The sequence below is a fragment of the Arthrobacter sp. MSA 4-2 genome, from assembly GCF_016405885.1.
Lineage (GTDB): Bacteria > Actinomycetota > Actinomycetes > Actinomycetales > Micrococcaceae > Arthrobacter_D.
The window spans coordinates 82,076-98,401 of sequence record NZ_JAEKGC010000005.1; the positions used below are offsets into that span (position 1 = coordinate 82,076).

A 16,326-nucleotide genomic window follows, 5' to 3' on the forward strand; every position below is an offset into this window, starting at 1 on the left:
CGCGAACGGGTCGGACGGGAACCGAAGCGCGGAGAAGCACGCCAAACGGCGGACCTCCGGGTCTCGATTTCACGAAGCCTATATAACTTTTTGCACCGTGAATAGACCAGGGTGCCGGAGTAGGCTACAAATATTGACAACCGGCCCCGGGTCGGGGTCGGGCGGTGAGCAAAGGGGCGTGCCATGAGTACCTCGCAGGGCGATCATCCGGCCGAAGCGCCGGTCCGATCCGGAATTGTTGTGGGTGTCGACGGCTCCGACCAAAGCGTCTGCGCCCTGCTGTGGGCAGCGCAGGAAGCCGAGCGGCGCCGGTCGCCCCTGTACGTGGTGACCGCCTACACCGTGCCGGTCTTCGCCGCCTCGAGCATGGACGCCGGCTACGCGACGGTTGACGACTCGGTCATCCGCGAAGGGGCCCGCGCGGTCCTCGATGAGGCGGTGGCCCACCTGTCCGGCAGGGGACTAGAGGTCATCCCGCGGATCGAGACCGGCGACGCCGCCGGAGTGCTCCTCGACCTCTCGGCCGAGGCCGACCTCGTCGTCGTGGGTTCCCGCGGCAGGGGAGGCTTCGTCGGGCGGCTCCTGGGGTCGGTCAGCAGCGCCCTCCCGGCCCACGCCAAGAGCCCAACGGTGATCGTCCCGCTCTCATGCGCGCCGCGCTTCGGGCAGCCGCAGCTTGTGGGCAGGTCCAAGGGCGAGCCCGGCCCGCCGGCGTCGGGGATCGAAAGGGTCGTCGTCGTCGGCGTCGACGGCTCCGAGCAGGCACGGCGGGCGTCGCTCGCGGCCGCCGAGGAGGCCGTCTCCCGCGGCATCCCGCTGCGGGTCATCTGCTCCATCCCCCCGTTCAACGGCTCGCTGGCCTGGGTGCCGGCACCCCTGGACCGGGAGGCGCTTCACGCGGACATCACCGTCCAGCTCGAGGCGGGCCGGAACTGGCTGCAGAGCCACTTCCCGGGCCTGGAGATCACCGTGGAGCAGCTCGACGGACCGCCGGCCGAGGTGCTCATCAACGCCTCGCGCACGGCCGAACTGCTCGTGGTCGGCACGCGCGGCCGCGGAGGATTCACCGGCATGCTGATGGGCTCGACCAGCCAGGGCGTGCTGCACCACGCCAAGGGACCGGTGATGGTGGTTCCGGACAGCGAGGACCCGCGCCTGCTGGACCGCAGTTCCTTCGGGCCCATGATCCCGCCGGTGGGCTGAGGGGCCCCCTCCCGGAAACCCGGCGTCGAGACCGGCTACCCCCAGCCGAGCTCGTGCAGGCGGTCGTCGTCGATGCCGAAGTGGTGGGCCACCTCGTGGATGACGGTGATAAGGATCTGCTCAACGAGTTCCTCCCGGGTTGAGCACATGCGCATCAGCGGCTGACGGAAGATGCTGATGCGGTCCGGCAGGGATCCGGCGTCCCACCAGGAGTCACGTTCCGTCAGGGGCACCCCCTCGTACAGGCCCAGCAGGTCCGGGTCCGGTTCGTCGCCCGGGCCCGGCTCGTACTCCTCCACGACGAAGATCGCCACATTGTTCATGGCACGGGCGAGGTCCTCGGGAATTGAGTCGATGGCGTCATCCACGGCCGCCTCGAAGTCGGCAAGGCTCATGTCGATAGGCACGCTTCGACTGTATCCGCGCTGCGGGCCGGTTTTGGCGGCACGAAACGCAGCGTCGCTGCATTTTGGAAATTCCAGAGTAAGGACCTATAGTTTTATAGGTCCACAGCGGGGGGTTTTCGCCCAGTGTGGTCAAGGCCCCCATCGTCTAGCGGCCTAGGACACCGCCCTTTCACGGCGGCGGCACGGGTTCGAATCCCGTTGGGGGTACGCAGGATCCGCCGGTTTCGGTGGTCATTCGCACGGCAGAGATGCTGGTAGGATGAAACTCTTGCAAAATTGAAAGTGCAAGATAGCAAGGCCCTGTAGCGCAGTTGGTTAGCGCGCCGCCCTGTCACGGCGGAGGTCGCGGGTTCAAGTCCCGTCAGGGTCGCTCAGGCGGCAGGCGAAAGCAGTGCCGGTTTGATGCGGTGATCATCGGAAGATGATTGCACGGCTCTGTAGCTCAGTTGGTAGAGCGTTCGACTGAAAATCGAAAGGTCACCGGATCGACGCCGGTCGGAGCCACCACTGAATACCCCGCGGTTTCCTTTTCGGAAATCCGGGGTTTTCTTGTTTAAGCCGGAACCCGCGAGGACGGGTTGACCCGCCGTCGCGGCCCCGTCCGCCGACGCAGAATCCGGTGCGGCCTTAGGTCCTCTCCTCCAACCGGGACAAGGGCTTAGGCTGGGCAGAGACGAAAGGTGCGCGCGCATGGACCCGCTTCCCACTGAACCCCCTCTTCCTTCCACCGCTCCGGGAGCGGCACCCGGGCGGACGGTGATCGCCGACCCGGCGGCCGTCCGGATCGCCGCCGTAGCGGCGCGCTCGGTGCCGGGCGTCTACGCCCTTGGGGGCGGCGCGGGCCGGGCGCTGGGGGCGCTCCGCGACGCCGTCGGCGCTGCCGAGCCGGTCCAGGGCGTCCGCGTGGAGGTGGGCCAGACCCAGGTCGCGGTCGATGTCAGCCTCGTCGCCGAGTACGGCTACCCGCTGCACCGGCTGGCCGACGCCGTCCGGGTGGCCGTGTACCAGGCCGTCAGCGACCTCGTCGGCCTCGAGGTGATCGAGGTCAACGTCGAGGTCTGCGACGTGCACGTGCCGGGGCTGAACGACGTACGCTCCAGCGAGAAAACCCGAGCCCTCGGTTCCTCCCAGCTCTGACCCGTCCAACGAAGGACTTTTCATGACACCGACAGTCACCGGCATGGCGGCCGGGGCGGTTCTCGCCTTCGCCGGCCTCGCCTTTGGATTCTGGGGCTTCCTGCTGACGGCCCTGCTGATGGGGACCGGTGCGCTGCTGGGACGCAGCGCCGAAGGCAAGCTCGATTTCCGCGGCGTCCGGGATGCCCTCACCGGGCGCCGATCGTCTTCGTGAGCACCGCAGCGGTCCGCACGCCCGAGCCTGCGGCCTCCCCGCGGGTCGCCGGGCACAACCGGATCACCACCCAGGCCCTCGTCAGTACGGCACGGGCCGCCGCCGCGGAGCATTTCGGGGTCCAGGCGGCCCAGGTCCGCGCGGTGTACACCGACGACGTCGGCCTGCTCGCCCTTGAGCTGTCACTGCCCGTGCCCATCCCGCCGCTGGCGCGCGTGGCCGCGGAGCCTTCCCTTTCCGCGCCGTCCGGCGGATCGGTCCTCGAGCGGGCCCGGCAGGCGAAGGCCGGCATCCTGGCGACGGTGGCCACCCTCACCGGCACCCGCCTCAGCCGTGTCGATATCCGGGTCATTGGCACGGCCTCGGTGCAGGGCCGGGTCCGATGAGCGGGATCACCGGTTCCAACGACGGGGTGACGGCGCATGCCCTTCGGCGGGAACTCCATGCCTCCCGCGCCGTCCCCTCGGTCATCACGGGTACCGTCGTCGCGGCCGCCTGCATCCTGCTGTTCCTCGAAGCGGTCCTGAAGGCGGTCGGGGACCCGCCGTTCCTGATCGACCTCGACCGGGTGGCCGCGGCGCTGGGCCGCCTGCCCGACCTCGTGCCCGCGTCCGTCCTGGTGCCCGCCGGCCTGCTGGTGTTCGTTCTGGGCCTGGTCCTTGCCCTCGCGGCCGTCCTTCCGGGCCGGCGGGCCCGCTTTGCGGTGCCCAACGCCAGGGCCGCCGTGGTGGTCGATTCGGAGATCCTTGCCGCGACACTGGCCCGGCGCGCCCGCCTGGCCGCCGGCGTCGGCCCCGAGCAGGTCCTGGTCACCGTGGGGCGGCGCCGGGTCGAGGTCTCCGTGCGCCCGACCTCCGGTCTCCCGGTGGACGCCGAGGCGGTGCGGCAGGCCGTCGAGGAGGATCTCCGCGGCACGGTCGCCGAGCCGTTCCCCACCGTTCAGGTGGCTATCGCCCCGAGCGGGGTGATCGGACAGTGAATTCGACCCCCCGCGCACTCAACCGAATCCTGCTGGGGCTGTTCGGTCTGGTGCTCATGGCCGCAGGGGCCGCCGCGGCGGCCGCGGCGCTGATCCCGGAGGCCGCCCGGACCTGGCGGGCCGTCTCCTCCAGCGCCGCCGCCGGAATCCGCTCGCTCGGGGTGCGCGGCGGCGAGGACTGGCTGTGGATCCTGCTGGCCCTGGTGTTCCTGCTGCTGGCCACGCTGATGATCATCTGGCTGGCCGTGCAGGGACGGGGGAGGACCGGCGACTTCATCCAGGACCGCGGGCAGGAGCCCGGGGAGACCGCCGGAACGGTCACCATCACCGCGGCTGCGGCGGAGCAGGCGCTCAAGGTGGCGCTGCAGGACCGGCGCGACCTCGTGAACGCCGCCGTGACGACCTGGCGGTTCCGGGGCACCTCCGCGCTGCGCATCCGGGTCTATCCGCGGCAGGGAGCCGCTCCAGCAAGGGTTGCGGAGGAGGTCGCGGGGCTCGTTGAGGCGCTCGACGTCGTCCTGGGCCACCGGGCGCCGGTGCTGATCAGCATCAGCGCCGGTGCCCGCGCGCGCTTCACCCACGCCGACCGGGTCAGCTGAGCCAGCCCCTCCGCGCTGGTGCGCCTGGGATATGAGTGACGAGAGTCACGATTCGGCATCAAAGGGGTGCCCGGGGCCACCCTGAGTTGCCGCGGCCTTACGTAAGCGCTTACTCTCGGGAGATCAATCTGGTGAGGCGGCGGCACGGTTGGTTTCAGGGTCCGATGGTGGACCCGGAGCACACCGATGCGGGCTGCCAGACAAAGGAGTCTCTTTAATGCCACAGTTTCGCACCAAGAAAGCGCTGGCGCCGCTCGCGGCTCTGAGCGTCCTGACGCTCGCACTCTCCGCCTGCGGATCCGGCGGATCCGGTGAAGCCGGCGGCGGCGGAGACGCCGACTGCTCCCTCTACGAAGCCTACGGAGACCACGAAGGCACCGAGGTCAGCGTCTACTCCACGATCGTCGACGTCGAGGCAGAGCTGCTCGAAAACTCCTGGGCCGACTTCGCCGAATGCACCGGCATCGAGGTCGCCTACGAAGGGTCGAAGGAATTCGAAACCCAGATCGGCGTCCGCGCCAAGGCCGGCAATCCGCCGGACCTCGCCATCTTCCCGCAGCCGGGCCTGCTCGCCGCCCAGGCGGAGAACCTGAAGCCGGCACCCCAGGAGGTCTCCGACCTCGTTGATGAGGGCTGGTCCGAGGACTGGAAGAAGTACGGCACGGTCGACGGAACCTTCTACGCCGCCCCCATGCTCGCAAACATCAAGGGCTACGTCTGGTACGTCCCGGCCACCTTCGAAGAGAAGGGCTGGGAAGTTCCCAAGACCTGGGACGAGATGATGGAGCTGACCGAGAAGATCGCCAGCGACGAAGAGGAAATGAAGCCCTGGTGCGCCGGCTTCGAATCCGGCGAGGCCACCGGCTGGCCGGGAACCGACTGGGTCGAGGACGCGGTGCTCCGCGATCACGGCCCCGAGGTCTACGACCAGTGGGTCGCCCACGAGATCCCGTTCAACGACCCGAAGATCGTCGAGTCCTTCGACAAGGTCGGGGAGATCCTGAAGAACGACGACTACGTCAACGGCGGCTTCGGCGACTCGCGCTCCATCCTGTCGACGGCCTTCGCCGAGGCCGGCCAGCCCGTCCTCGACGGCGCCTGCGCCATGCACCACCAGGCCTCCTTCCAGGCTGCCAACTGGCCCGAAGGCACCGAGGTGGCCGAAGACGGCGACGTCTGGGCCTTCATGACCCCTCCCGTTGACCCCGCCGATGGCACCGCCATCACCGGTGGCGGCGAAATGGTCGGCGCCTACTCGGACAAGCCCGAGGTCGTTGCCCTGCAGTCGTACATGGCGAGCGCCGAGTTCGCCAACGCCCGCGTTGAGCAGGGCGGTGCGATCAGCGCCAACAAGGGACTCGATCCCGAGCTCGCTGGATCGGACCTCGACCGCCAGTCGATCGAGCTGCTCCAGGATCCCGAAACGGTCTTCCGCTTCGACGCCTCCGACCTCATGCCCGGTGCCGTCGGCGCCAACTCCTTCTGGAGCGGCATCGTGAACTGGATCAACGGCGACGAGACCAAGAAGGTCACCGACTCGGTCGAAAGCAGCTGGCCCAGCTCGTAGTTCGATGCATCTAACGCCGCCGGCCCCCGCAGGGAGGGCCGGCGGCGTTAGTGCCCTCCGGCGCCGCGCAGGCTGCCGCGCACGCGCGCACGCCCCGCGCCCGGACCGTTCATCGTTTCATCCACCAGGCGCACCAAGGAGGCTGGGCTGTGGAAGATATAGCAGAAAAAGGTTTACAGGTGGTGGTGGCTCTCGCCATCTTCGCCGCCATCATCGGCGTGATCATGCTCATCGTCGACCGGGCACCGAAATCGGCCCGGGAAAAGGTCCAGATCGCCGGGTTCCTCGCCCCGGCCCTCGTCCTGCTCGCGGTCGGGCTGGTGTACCCGGCACTCCAGACGACCTACCTCTCGTTCACCAACGCGGCCGGAGAGTTCATCGGCCTGGACAACTTCGTGTGGATGTTCACCCAGCCCGAGGCCCTGATCACCCTGCGCAACACCGTCATCTGGGTAGTCCTGGTGCCCCTGCTCGCCTCGTCGATCGGCCTCGCCTACGCGGTCTTCATCGACAAGGCCCGTGGCGAGAAGGCACTCAAGGCGCTGGTGTTCATGCCCATGGCCATCTCCTTCGTGGGTGCCGGCGTCATCTGGCGCTTCGTCTACGCCTACAAGGGTGAAGAGGCGGACCAGATCGGCCTGGTCAACCAGATCCTCGTTTGGTTCGGGCAGACCCCCAAGCAGTTCCTCCTCGACGCCCCCGAGAACACCTTCTTCCTGATCGCCGTCATGATCTGGATCCAGACCGGGTTCGCCATGGTGGTGCTCTCCGCCGCGATCAAGGGCATTCCCACCGAAATCGTCGAGGCCGCCCGCCTCGACGGCGCCAGCGCGTGGCAGCAGTTCCGAAACGTCACGATCCCCACCATCCGCGGCTCCCTGATCGTCGTCGTCACCACCATCACCATCGGCACCCTCAAGGTGTTCGACATCGTGCGCACCATGACGGCCGGGCAGTACGAAACCTCGGTCGTCGCCAATGAGATGTACACCCAGGCGTTCCGCGCCGGCGAGCCCGGCCGCGGTGCCGCCCTCGCGCTGGTCCTGTTCCTGATGGTCCTGCCGGTCGTCGTCTACAACGCGCGGTTGCTCCGCCAGCAGAAGGAGATCCGATGAGCGCCATCCCCGCCGAGAACACCAACAAGGTCTTCCCGGAACTCCAGGACATTGAACCGGGCGAACGCCCGCCGATCCAGCGGCGGGTCCGCCAGCGGCTGACCTCCCGGGGCGCGACGGCGGCCGCCGTCATCATCGCCGTCATCTGGACGATTCCGACCTTCGGCCTGTTCGTCTCATCCTTCCGCCCCGAGGACAACATCAAGGGCAATGGCTGGTGGAACGTCTTCACCGACTGGCAGTTCACCCTCGCCAACTACGAGGACGTGCTGGCTCCGGGCGGAAGCCAGTCGCCGAACCTCGGCTCCTACTTCGTGAACTCCCTCGCCATCGTCATTCCCGGGACCATCTTCACCCTGGTCATCGGCGCCATGGCGGCGTACATGTTCGCGTGGGGCAAATTCCGCGGCAAGGACGGACTGTTCATCTTCGTCTTCGCCCTGCAGATCGTGCCGCTGCAGATGGCGCTGATCCCGCTGCTGCAGCTGTTCACCCAGGTCCTGAAGATCGGGGACATGCAGTTGTTCCCCAGCGGCACGTACGCCCAGCTCTGGGTCGCCCACACCATCTTCGGGCTCCCGCTGGCCATCTTCCTGCTCCACAACTTCATCGCCGAAATCCCCGGCGAGGTGATCGAAGCGGCGCGGGTCGACGGCGCCGGGCACAGCACCATCTTCTGGCGGATCATCATCCCCCTGGCCACACCGGCGCTCGCCTCCTTCGGGATCTTCCAGTTCCTATGGCTGTGGAACGACCTGCTGGTCGCGCTCGTCTTCTCCGGCGGCGGTGCCGACGTCGCGCCGATCACCCAGCGGCTCGCCGAGCTCCAGGGTTCCCGCGGCGGCGAGTGGCAGCGGCTTACGGCCGGTGCGTTCGTCTCGATCCTCATTCCGCTGGCAGTCTTCTTCGGGCTGCAGAGGTACTTCGTCCGTGGGCTGCTGGCGGGTGGCCTCAAGGGGTAACTCCGATGACGAGCATCGAAGATGTCGCGAAGTCGCTGGGGGTCTCCACCGCCACGGTATCGCGCGCCCTTCGGGGGCTGCCCGGGGTCTCGCCAAGCACCCGCTCCCGCGTGGAGCAGGAGGCGCAGAACCTCGGGTACGTCCCGTCGTCGGCGGCAGCGGGGCTTGCCTCGGGGCGCACCATGGCCCTGGGGGTCCTGCTGCCGCAGATCGAACGGTGGTACTTCTCGGCCGTCCTCGAGGGGGTCGACCGGCGGCTGCGGGCGGCGGGCTACGACCTGGTGCTGTTCAGCCTCGGCGGGTCCGGCGTCAACCGGGGGCGGGTGTTCCACCGTTCCATCCTGCGCAAGCGCATCGACGGGCTGCTGGTGTTGTGCCTTGAACTGACCGACTCCGAACGCTCCTCCCTCCTGGAGCTCGAGTCGCCCACCATCGTGGTGGGCGGCGCGGTCGAGGGGGTGCGCCATGTGGGGATCGACGACAGCGCCGCGGCCCGCGACGCCGTCGAACACCTCATCGGCCTGGGGCACACCCGCATCGGGCACCTGCGCGGCGGGGGATCGATCGGCATCGACTTCCAGGTTCCGCTGATCCGCGAAACGGCCTACCGGCGCACCATGGCCGACCACGGCCTCGTCATCCATCCGGAGTGGGAGGTCTTCGGCGACTTCCGGTTCAAGGAAGGCCTCGCAGGGGCCCTGCACATGCTTGCCGATCCCGGGAACCGGCCGACGGCGGTCTTCTGCTCCTCCGACGAGATGGCCTTCGGGGTGCTGCGGGCGGCCGTGGAACTCGGCATCGACGTGCCGGGAGAGCTGTCGGTGATCGGTATCGACGACCACGAGTTTTCCGACCCCATGGGCCTGACCACCATCCGGCAGAGTCCCGTCGATCAGGGTGACTTCGCGGCGGGCATCCTGCTTGACGAACTCCAGGGCCAGCCCGCGGCCGACGTCATTCCGGTCCAGCCCCACCAGCTGATCGTGCGCGGCTCCACGGGGCCGGTTCCGCGCTAGCTTGTTCTGCCGCAGGCTGTCCTGCCCGCCGACCGGGGCCGGTCAGGGGGCTGCTCGTGGCGTCAGGACGCGCGCGCGAGCTGCCGGATCGGAATCCAGCGCGAGGCCAGCCTGCGGTAGGAGGCGGCTGCCCCGGTCATGTCCGCCTCGGCGAGGCTTTCGATCCCGATCCGCACATCGTGCGGCGACTCATCGGGGAACACCCGGTCGGCGACGGCACCGTAGTCGATCTCCACGATGGCGTCCCGGCGGAACACCTCGAGCCACTGCGTGAGCTCGGTCAGCTCCTCGAGCAGGTCCAGTTCCGGGGCGCCGATGGCGAGCTGCGCGATGGCGTGCCGGGCGCGGTCGATGCACTCGTGCACCCGGGCCGAGATGCGGACGGTGCTCACCCTGCCGTTGTCCTCGATGACCTCCGTCAGGTCGTCCTCGTGGATGAGGACGAACCAGGCGAAGGGCACGCCCCAGGTGGCCGAGCGGGTGTGGAGCTTCGCCACGGAGTCCGCGAAGGTGTCCGGGTCGAGCCGGGCCTGCTGGGCCTCGCGGGCCGCCTCGGGCACGAGGACGTCGACGAGCGGGCCCCGCAGGGTCGCATCGAGGGACTCGGCGGCGAGGGTGGTACGCACCGAGAGCTGGTTCGGGCAGTAGTAGGGGGTGGTGCTGCCGCTGTTTCCGGGGAAGTGGAGGACCCGGACCAGGTCGGGTTCGTGATGCGGGAACGGGTCGGACACCGTGCGGGTCACCCGGCGCAGCGACTGCTCGTAGTCGAGCTGCTCGGTGATGCGGCGTCCACGCGAGCGCTGTTCGAGGATGGCGAGCTGCTGGGCGTCGTCGAACGCGTCGAGGGGCTCGTACACCCGCAGGAAGGAGACGTACGGAAAAGGCCGGGCGATTCCGGTGGGGTGGCGGCGGGTCACTGTCCGTCGAGCTCCACGATCACGGGCGCGTGGTCCGAGGCGCCCTTGCCCTTGCGTTCTTCCCGGTCGATCGAGGCATTGGCGACCCGCGCCGCGAGGGCGGGGGAGCCGAGGACGAAGTCGATCCTCATGCCCTCCTTCTTCGGGAAGCGCAGCTGCGTGTAGTCCCAGTAGGTATAGACGCCGGGTCCGGGGGTGAACGGGCGGGCCACATCGGCGAAACCGGCGTCGAGGAACCCCTGGAAGGCGCTGCGTTCCGGGGCGCTGACATGGGTGAGGCCGCCATTGACGAAGAAGTCGATGTCCCACACGTCCTCGTCCTGCGGGGCGATGTTCCAGTCGCCCATGAGGGCGATCTGGGCCTCCGGGTTGGCGGCGACCCACTCCTTCGCGTGCTGGCGGAGCACGTCGAGCCACTGAAGCTTGTAGGGCATGTGCGGGTCGTCGAGGGAGCGGCCGTTGGGCACGTACAGGCTCCAGACGCGGATCCCGTTGCAGGTGGCGCCGATGGCACGGGCCTCCTGGACGGGCTCAATCCCGGGCTTGGCGAAGGCCGGCTGGCCCGGAAAGGTGCGTTCGACGTCGTCGAGCCCCACCCGCGAGGCGATGGCCACGCCGTTCCACTGGCTCAGCCCGAAATGGGCTACCTCGTAGCCGGCGTTCTCGAACATCTCCCACGGGAAGTTCTCGTCCTTGCACTTGGTCTCCTGGATGGCCAGGACGTCGACGTCGGAGCGGCCAAGCCACGCCTCGACACGGTCGGCGCGGGCACGGAGGGAGTTGACGTTCCAAGTGGCGATCTTCACGGGCACTAGGTTACCAACGGGTTGCTTCAGCCCCGCCACCAGGAATCAAAAAGGGTGACCGGAACGGTGCGTTTGTGGCGGGTGATCCAGTAACGGTGTTCAATGGCCGCCGCGGCCGCCTCGGCGACCTCGCGCCCTTCGAGGTAGTCATCGATCTGGTCGTACGTCAGGCCGAGTTCCTTCTCGTCCGCCTGGCCGGGCGCGTCGTCGAGCAGGTCGGCCGTCGGAACCTTGTTGTACAGCGCCTCGGGGGCTCCGAGTTCCTTCAGCAGCTCCCGGTTCTGGCGCTTGTTCAGCCCGAACAGCGGCAGGATGTCGGCTCCGCCGTCGCCGTACTTGGTGAAGAAGCCCGTGACGGACTCAGCGCCGTGGTCGGTGCCGAGGACCAGGAGGTTGTGCTGGCCGGCGAGGGCGTACTGGGCCACCATCCGGGCGCGGGCCTTGATGTTGCCCTTGTTGAAGTCCGAAATCTTCTCGCCGGTGGTCTTCACATACTCGTCTTGGAAGCCGTCGACGGCGGGGGCGACGTTGTACTCGCGCGTGCTGCGCGGTTCGATGAAGGCGAGAGCGGCCTGGGCGTCCTCCTCGTCCTTCTGGGCGTTGTAGGGCAGGCGGACGGCGATGAAGTCGGCGTCTTCGCCCTCCGCGCGCAGCTCGTCCACGGCGAGCTGGGCGAGCTTGCCGGCGAGCGTGGAGTCGAGCCCGCCGCTGATGCCGAGGACGAACCCATTCGTCCGGCTCGCCCGCAGGTAGTCCTTGAGGAACCCGACGCGGGTCCGGATTTCCCCCGCGGGGTCGATGCTGGGGCGCACGCCCATTTCATCGATGATCTTCGCCTGGAGTTCGCGCATGCGCTCAGGCTACTACGCGCAGGTTTCGGGGGCGTTACGCGGGGGGCGGTAGGGCTGCAACGAGGGCCCGCCTCCGGCCCTCCCGGACCGGGCGCAGCGGTCCCGGGGACTCGATAGACTCGGTCCATGACCGCCGACATCTCGCCCGCCGACACCTCAGCACCCGCCGCCGACCGCGCCCGGCTCCTCGAACTCATCAAGGAACTCGCCGTGGTGCACGAGAAGGTGACGCTCTCCAGCGGGGTCGAGGCCGATTACTACATCGACCTGCGCCGGATCACCCTCCACCACGAGGCCTCCCAGCTCGTCGGGCGCGTTATGCTCCGGCTGCTGGATGACGCAGGAATCGAATTCGAAAGCGCGGGCGGGCTCACCATGGGCGCGGATCCGGTAGGGACCGCCCTCATGCACGCCGCAGCCCAGGCCGGGCGCCCGGTCGACGCCTTCGTCGTCCGGAAGACCTCGAAGACCCACGGCATGGGACGCCAGGTCGAGGGACCCGACGTCTCCGGCAGGCCCGTGGTGGTCCTTGAGGACACCTCGACCACCGGGGGATCGGCGTTGACCGCCGTGGAGGGCGTCCGTAAGGCCGGCGGCGACGTGCGCGCGGTCGCCGTCATCGTCGACCGGAACACCGGTTCGCGCGAGCGGATCGAAGCCGAAGCGCGGGTGCCCTACTTCTACGCCTTCGGGAAGGAAGAACTCGGCCTCGACTGAGGTGCGGGCAGCTGCCGGCGGAAGTGCGGAGGGACGACATCTGGAGAGACGGGAGGCGATTGATCCGCCATGGATGATGCCCGCCGCCTGCTGGGTGACGCAAGTGAGGTCGGTGCCTTCTCCCGCAGGGCGTTCCTGACCGGTTCCTCGCTCGGCCTGGCGCTCGCCGCGGACCTCGTCCTCACCCGCAGGATCCAGCAGGAACGGGAGAACCTTCGCCTGCTCCCGGTGCCCGACGACGGCGCCCGGGCCGCCTTCCCGCACTCCCGCTGGGTGCTTTTTCCCGGCTATAAGACCAGCTGGGAGGAGGCCCTGTGGATCCTCAATTCGCTGCGGCCCACGCTGTCACGGCGGGCGCAGATGGCTACCGTGGGGTACTCGAACCGCGGGCTTGACGTGAGCAATATCGTCGCGGAACTGAACCGGTACGTGCGGAACTTCCAGCTTGAAAAGCTCTACTTTTACGGCCACAGCTTCGGCGGGATGGTCGCCGTCGAGGTCGCGGCCCGGCTCGCCGCCCGCGGCATCCCCGTCGAGCTGATTGTGCTCGACTCGAGCCCCCACACGAAGTTCGACGTACTCGAACAGGAAATGTTCGAGGGCGTGGTGTTCCTGTACGAGGCCGGGTACCGGATTCCCACGGTGGTGCGGGGCGGGTACGAACTCGGTGAGCGCATCGCCCACAAGAACGAACGCACGTGGCGCAAGATCATCGACCAGACCTTCGAGCAGCTCTCGCCGCTGGCCCCAAGCAGCGTCCTGATCCAGTCCCAGGCCTCCTACATCTACCACTTCGACCCGACACGCTTCCGGGACGCCCTGGGTGCCACGCAGCTGGCGTTCCTTGGGAACCCGGAGGACCCCGTGGTGAACTACGGCACGGCCCGGGCCGGCTGGGCAGAGATCTTCCCGAGGAACCTCATCCTGAGCGACCTGGTGACCGAAGGGGCCCGCCCGGCCCACGCGAGCCCGCAGTGGAACCCGCTGACCTACCGTCCGCTGCTGCAGCAGGTTCAGGAGCAGCTGATCCCGCTGCCCCGCGGCGGCGGCCGCGCCACAGTGACCTGACCCGCGGCGACTTGTGGTGGCCTCACCGCTGCTCGGGGCCCGGAAGCTGTCGACGACCTAGAAGGTGTCGATCAGGTCAGCGACCGAGTTGATCACCTGGGCCGGCCGGAAGGGGTAGGCCTCGATGTCTGAACGCTGGGTGATCCCGCTGAGCACGAGGACGGTGTGGAGGCCCGCCTCCATGCCGGCGATGATGTCGGTGTCCATCCGGTCGCCGATCATCGCGGTGGTCTCCGAGTGCGCCTCGATCTGGTTCATGGCCGAACGGAACATCATCGGGTTGGGCTTTCCCACGATGTAGGGGTCCCTATTCGTCGCCGCCGTGATGAGCGCCGCAATCGCACCGGTGGCGGGAAGCAGGCCCTCCTTGGACGGGCCGGTGACGTCGGGGTTGGTCGCGATGAACCGCGCCCCGTCGAGGATCAGCCGAATGGCCATGGTGATGGCCTCGAACGAGTAGGTGCGGGTCTCCCCGAGCACCACGTAGTCGGGGTTCGTGTCGGTGAGCACGAAGCCGGCCTCGTGAAGGGCCGTCGTGAGGCCGGCCTCGCCGATCACGTAGGCGCGTGCGCCCGGCAGCTGGCCCTTGAGGAATTCCGCGGTGGCCATCGCCGAGGTCCACAGGTTCTCCTCGGGAATCTCAAGGCCCGACGCCGCAAGCCGTGCCGCGAGGTCACGCGGGGTGTAGATGGAGTTGTTCGTCAGCACGAGGAACCGCTTCGAGGTGGCGACCCAGCGCTCGATCAGCTCCGCGGCTCCGGGAATCGGATGGTTCTCGTGAACCAGTACGCCGTCCATGTCCGTCAGCCAGCACTCAATGTAGTCGTTGTTGCGCATCTGCTTCCTTCGGTGGGCTGGGCGGGGAATCCGGGTCAGTCTTTCACCTTAGGCTTGAGAGGTGAAAAATCGAGGCGAAAACGACGACGCCGCCCCGCAGGGGCCCGGGCAGGACACCCCGCCGGCGGGGGCTCCGGACGCTGCCGCACCGGTGGGCGTGGGGCCCTGGGAGGGCGAGCTGCCCTCGGGGCCGCAGTGGGATCCGGAGCTGCTCGAAGCGGGGGACACCCGCAACGTGGTGGACGCCTACCGGTACTGGAACCACGAGGCGATCGTCGCCGACCTTGACACCCGCCGGCACCCGTTCCACGTCGCCATCGAGAACTGGCAGCACGACCTGAACATCGGCTCGGTGGTGCGCACCGCGAACGCCTTCCTCGCCGCCGAGGTGCACATCATCGGGCGGCGCCGCTGGAACCGCCGCGGGGCCATGGTGACCGACCGCTACCAGCACGTCCGCCACCACCCGACGGTCGAGGACTTCGTGGCCTGGGCGGATGCCGAAGGCTTCGCGGTCATCGGCATCGACAACTTCCCCGATTCGGTGCCGCTCGAGACCTACGACCTGCCCGAGCGGTGCGTCCTCGTGTTCGGGCAGGAGGGGCCGGGGCTGACCCCGGAGGTCCACGCCGCGGCCGAGGCAACCCTCTCCATCGCACAGTTCGGCTCGACACGGTCGATCAACGCCTCGGCGGCCGCGGCCATCGCCATGCACGGCTGGATCCGCAGGCACGTGTTCGACCAGCGCGTCTAAGCACGGCCGGCCCCAGGGGCAGGAGGCCTGAGCCCAGGCCGAAGGGCACCGCACCGATTAGCCCTGCGGGGGCACGGGCGGATGGCTAGGATGGGAACGACCGCACAGGGTGCTTTCCGCCCGGCGTCCACGAACCCAGCTACAAGGAGTCGACCATGCCCATCGCCACACCCGAAATCTATGCCGACATGATCGACCGCGCGAAGGCCGGTGGCTTCGCGTACCCGGCGGTAAACGTCACGTCGTCGCAGACCCTCAACGCCGCCATGCGCGGCTTCGCCGAGGCGGGTTCCGATGGCATCGTTCAGGTTTCGACGGGCGGGGCGGCCTACTGGTCCGGGGCCAGCGTAAAGGACATGGTTGCAGGGGCCCGGGGCTTCGCGGCCTTCGCCCACGAAGTGGCGAAGAAGTACGACGTCAACATCGCCCTCCACACCGACCACTGCCCCAAGGACAAGCTCGACGACTTCGTGCTGCCGCTCCTTGCGGCCTCCGAGGAAGCGGTCAAGGCCGGCGGCAACCCGCTCTTCCAGTCGCACATGTGGGACGGCTCCGCCGAGACCCTCGAGGAGAACCTTCGCATCGCCCGCGAGATCCTGCCCCGTGCGGCAGCCGCGAAGATCATCCTCGAGGTGGAGATCGGCACCGTCGGCGGCGAGGAGGATGGCGTCGAGAACGCCATCAACGACAAGCTCTACACAACGGTCGAGGACGCCCTGGCCACCGTCGACGCCCTGGGCTCCGGCGAGCACGGGCGCTACATCACCGCCCTCACCTTCGGCAACGTCCACGGCGTCTACAAGCCCGGTGGAGTCAAGCTGCGCCCGGAGATCCTCAAGGACATCCAGCAGCAGGTGGGCTCCAAGCTCGGCAAGGACAAGCCGTTCGACCTGGTCTTCCACGGCGGCTCAGGCTCCAGCGAGCAGGAGATCGCCGACGCCGTGTCGTACGGGGTCATCAAGATGAACATCGACACCGACACCCAGTACGCATTCACCCGCTCCGTGGCGGACCACATGCTGCGCAACTACGACGGCGTCCTGAAGGTCGACGGCGAAGTGGGCAACAAGAAGGTGTACGACCCCCGCGTCTGGGGCGCCTCGGCCGAAGCGGCCCTCGCGGCCCGCGTCGTCGAAGCGGCCGAGTCCCTGGGCTCGGCAGGAAAGAAGCTTTAGAG

General features: G+C 68.3%; 19 protein-coding genes and 3 tRNA genes. 17 read left to right on the forward strand and 5 right to left on the reverse strand.

The features are described 5' to 3' along the window. Positions 1–183 precede the first annotated feature (183 nt). The gene (locus I6N91_RS07095) at positions 184–1,203 is read left to right on the forward strand and encodes a universal stress protein (RefSeq protein WP_198811905.1); all 1,020 of its coding nucleotides are present in this window, start codon (positions 184–186) and stop codon (positions 1,201–1,203) included. Between the two features lie 35 nt (positions 1,204–1,238). On the opposite strand, the gene I6N91_RS07100 is transcribed toward I6N91_RS07095, so the two are convergent. After that, positions 1,239–1,598, reverse strand: coding sequence for a metallopeptidase family protein (locus I6N91_RS07100; protein ID WP_120165793.1), 360 nt, complete (start codon positions 1,596–1,598; stop codon positions 1,239–1,241). A 146-nt stretch (positions 1,599–1,744) separates the two neighbouring features. Between I6N91_RS07100 and I6N91_RS07105 the strand changes: the two genes are divergently transcribed. The 12 genes from I6N91_RS07105 to I6N91_RS07160 all read left to right on the forward strand — a co-directional run bounded on the left by I6N91_RS07105 (position 1,745) and on the right by I6N91_RS07160 (position 9,199). Continuing rightward, positions 1,745–1,817, forward strand: a tRNA-Glu gene (locus I6N91_RS07105). An 89-nt stretch (positions 1,818–1,906) separates the two neighbouring features. Further along, positions 1,907–1,980 (forward strand) — tRNA-Asp (locus tag I6N91_RS07110). 61 nt (positions 1,981–2,041) lie between these two features. Then, positions 2,042–2,117 (forward strand) — tRNA-Phe (locus I6N91_RS07115). Between the two features lie 183 nt (positions 2,118–2,300). Further along, positions 2,301–2,747 carry an Asp23/Gls24 family envelope stress response protein gene (locus I6N91_RS07120; RefSeq protein ID WP_198811906.1) on the forward strand — a complete coding sequence of 149 codons (447 nt, stop codon included), beginning with the start codon at positions 2,301–2,303 and terminating at the stop codon, positions 2,745–2,747. 22 nt (positions 2,748–2,769) lie between these two features. Continuing rightward, positions 2,770–2,961, forward strand: coding sequence for a DUF2273 domain-containing protein (locus I6N91_RS07125; RefSeq protein ID WP_133404402.1), 192 nt, complete (start codon positions 2,770–2,772; stop codon positions 2,959–2,961). Next, positions 2,958–3,347 (forward strand): hypothetical protein, encoded by a 390-nt coding sequence (locus I6N91_RS07130; RefSeq protein WP_198811907.1) that lies wholly within the window; start codon positions 2,958–2,960, stop codon positions 3,345–3,347. The genes I6N91_RS07125 and I6N91_RS07130 overlap by 4 nt, the downstream gene beginning before the upstream one ends. Next, complete coding sequence (locus tag I6N91_RS07135; RefSeq protein ID WP_198811908.1) at positions 3,344–3,940, forward strand: DUF6286 domain-containing protein; 597 nt, start codon at positions 3,344–3,346, stop codon at positions 3,938–3,940. The genes I6N91_RS07130 and I6N91_RS07135 overlap by 4 nt, the downstream gene beginning before the upstream one ends. Beyond that, the gene (locus I6N91_RS07140; protein WP_198811909.1) at positions 3,937–4,539 is read left to right on the forward strand and encodes a hypothetical protein; all 603 of its coding nucleotides are present in this window, start codon (positions 3,937–3,939) and stop codon (positions 4,537–4,539) included. The genes I6N91_RS07135 and I6N91_RS07140 overlap by 4 nt, the downstream gene beginning before the upstream one ends. A 217-nt stretch (positions 4,540–4,756) precedes the next feature. Then, the gene (locus tag I6N91_RS07145) at positions 4,757–6,106 is read left to right on the forward strand and encodes an ABC transporter substrate-binding protein (protein ID WP_198811910.1); all 1,350 of its coding nucleotides are present in this window, start codon (positions 4,757–4,759) and stop codon (positions 6,104–6,106) included. Positions 6,107–6,255: 149 nt separating this feature from the next. Next, positions 6,256–7,221, forward strand: coding sequence for a carbohydrate ABC transporter permease (locus I6N91_RS07150; protein WP_198811911.1), 966 nt, complete (start codon positions 6,256–6,258; stop codon positions 7,219–7,221). After that, complete coding sequence (locus I6N91_RS07155; protein ID WP_198811912.1) at positions 7,218–8,183, forward strand: carbohydrate ABC transporter permease; 966 nt, start codon at positions 7,218–7,220, stop codon at positions 8,181–8,183. The genes I6N91_RS07150 and I6N91_RS07155 overlap by 4 nt, the downstream gene beginning before the upstream one ends. 5 nt (positions 8,184–8,188) lie before the next feature. After that, complete coding sequence (locus I6N91_RS07160) at positions 8,189–9,199, forward strand: LacI family DNA-binding transcriptional regulator (RefSeq protein WP_198811913.1); 1,011 nt, start codon at positions 8,189–8,191, stop codon at positions 9,197–9,199. Between the two features lie 62 nt (positions 9,200–9,261). Here the strand turns inward: I6N91_RS07160 and I6N91_RS07165 are convergent, their stop codons facing one another. From I6N91_RS07165 to nadE, 3 genes are read right to left on the reverse strand one after another with little or no spacing between them, the layout of a single operon-like run. Further along, on the reverse strand, positions 9,262–10,116 hold the full coding sequence (locus I6N91_RS07165; RefSeq protein ID WP_307843270.1) for a hypothetical protein: 855 nt from the start codon (positions 10,114–10,116) through the stop codon (positions 9,262–9,264). Continuing rightward, the gene (locus I6N91_RS07170; RefSeq protein WP_198811914.1) at positions 10,113–10,922 is read right to left on the reverse strand and encodes an exodeoxyribonuclease III; all 810 of its coding nucleotides are present in this window, start codon (positions 10,920–10,922) and stop codon (positions 10,113–10,115) included. Before I6N91_RS07170 ends, I6N91_RS07165 begins: the two co-directional genes overlap by 4 nt. A 26-nt stretch (positions 10,923–10,948) precedes the next feature. Continuing rightward, positions 10,949–11,773, reverse strand: coding sequence for an ammonia-dependent NAD(+) synthetase (gene nadE / locus I6N91_RS07175; RefSeq protein ID WP_198811915.1), 825 nt, complete (start codon positions 11,771–11,773; stop codon positions 10,949–10,951). Positions 11,774–11,899: 126 nt separating this feature from the next. On the opposite strand from nadE, the gene pyrE reads away from it, so the two are divergent. Together pyrE and I6N91_RS07185 are read left to right on the forward strand one after the other, a co-directional pair. Then, positions 11,900–12,490, forward strand: a complete 591-nt coding sequence (pyrE, locus tag I6N91_RS07180; protein WP_198811916.1) for an orotate phosphoribosyltransferase — start codon at positions 11,900–11,902, stop codon at positions 12,488–12,490. Between the two features lie 69 nt (positions 12,491–12,559). Then, positions 12,560–13,558 carry a thioesterase domain-containing protein gene (locus I6N91_RS07185; protein WP_198811917.1) on the forward strand — a complete coding sequence of 333 codons (999 nt, stop codon included), beginning with the start codon at positions 12,560–12,562 and terminating at the stop codon, positions 13,556–13,558. Between the two features lie 57 nt (positions 13,559–13,615). On the opposite strand, the gene I6N91_RS07190 is transcribed toward I6N91_RS07185, so the two are convergent. Next, positions 13,616–14,395, reverse strand: a complete 780-nt coding sequence (locus I6N91_RS07190) for an HAD-IIA family hydrolase (RefSeq protein WP_198811918.1) — start codon at positions 14,393–14,395, stop codon at positions 13,616–13,618. A gap of 151 nt (positions 14,396–14,546) precedes the next feature. Here I6N91_RS07190 and I6N91_RS07195 point away from each other — a divergent pair, with 151 nt between their 5' ends. Both I6N91_RS07195 and fbaA read left to right on the forward strand, forming a co-directional pair. Continuing rightward, a complete protein-coding gene (locus I6N91_RS07195) occupies positions 14,547–15,149 on the forward strand; it encodes a TrmH family RNA methyltransferase (RefSeq protein ID WP_307843280.1) in 603 nt (200 codons plus the stop codon). 155 nt (positions 15,150–15,304) lie between these two features. Further along, complete coding sequence (gene fbaA, locus I6N91_RS07200) at positions 15,305–16,324, forward strand: class II fructose-bisphosphate aldolase (RefSeq protein WP_198811920.1); 1,020 nt, start codon at positions 15,305–15,307, stop codon at positions 16,322–16,324. Positions 16,325–16,326: the final 2 nt, after the last annotated feature.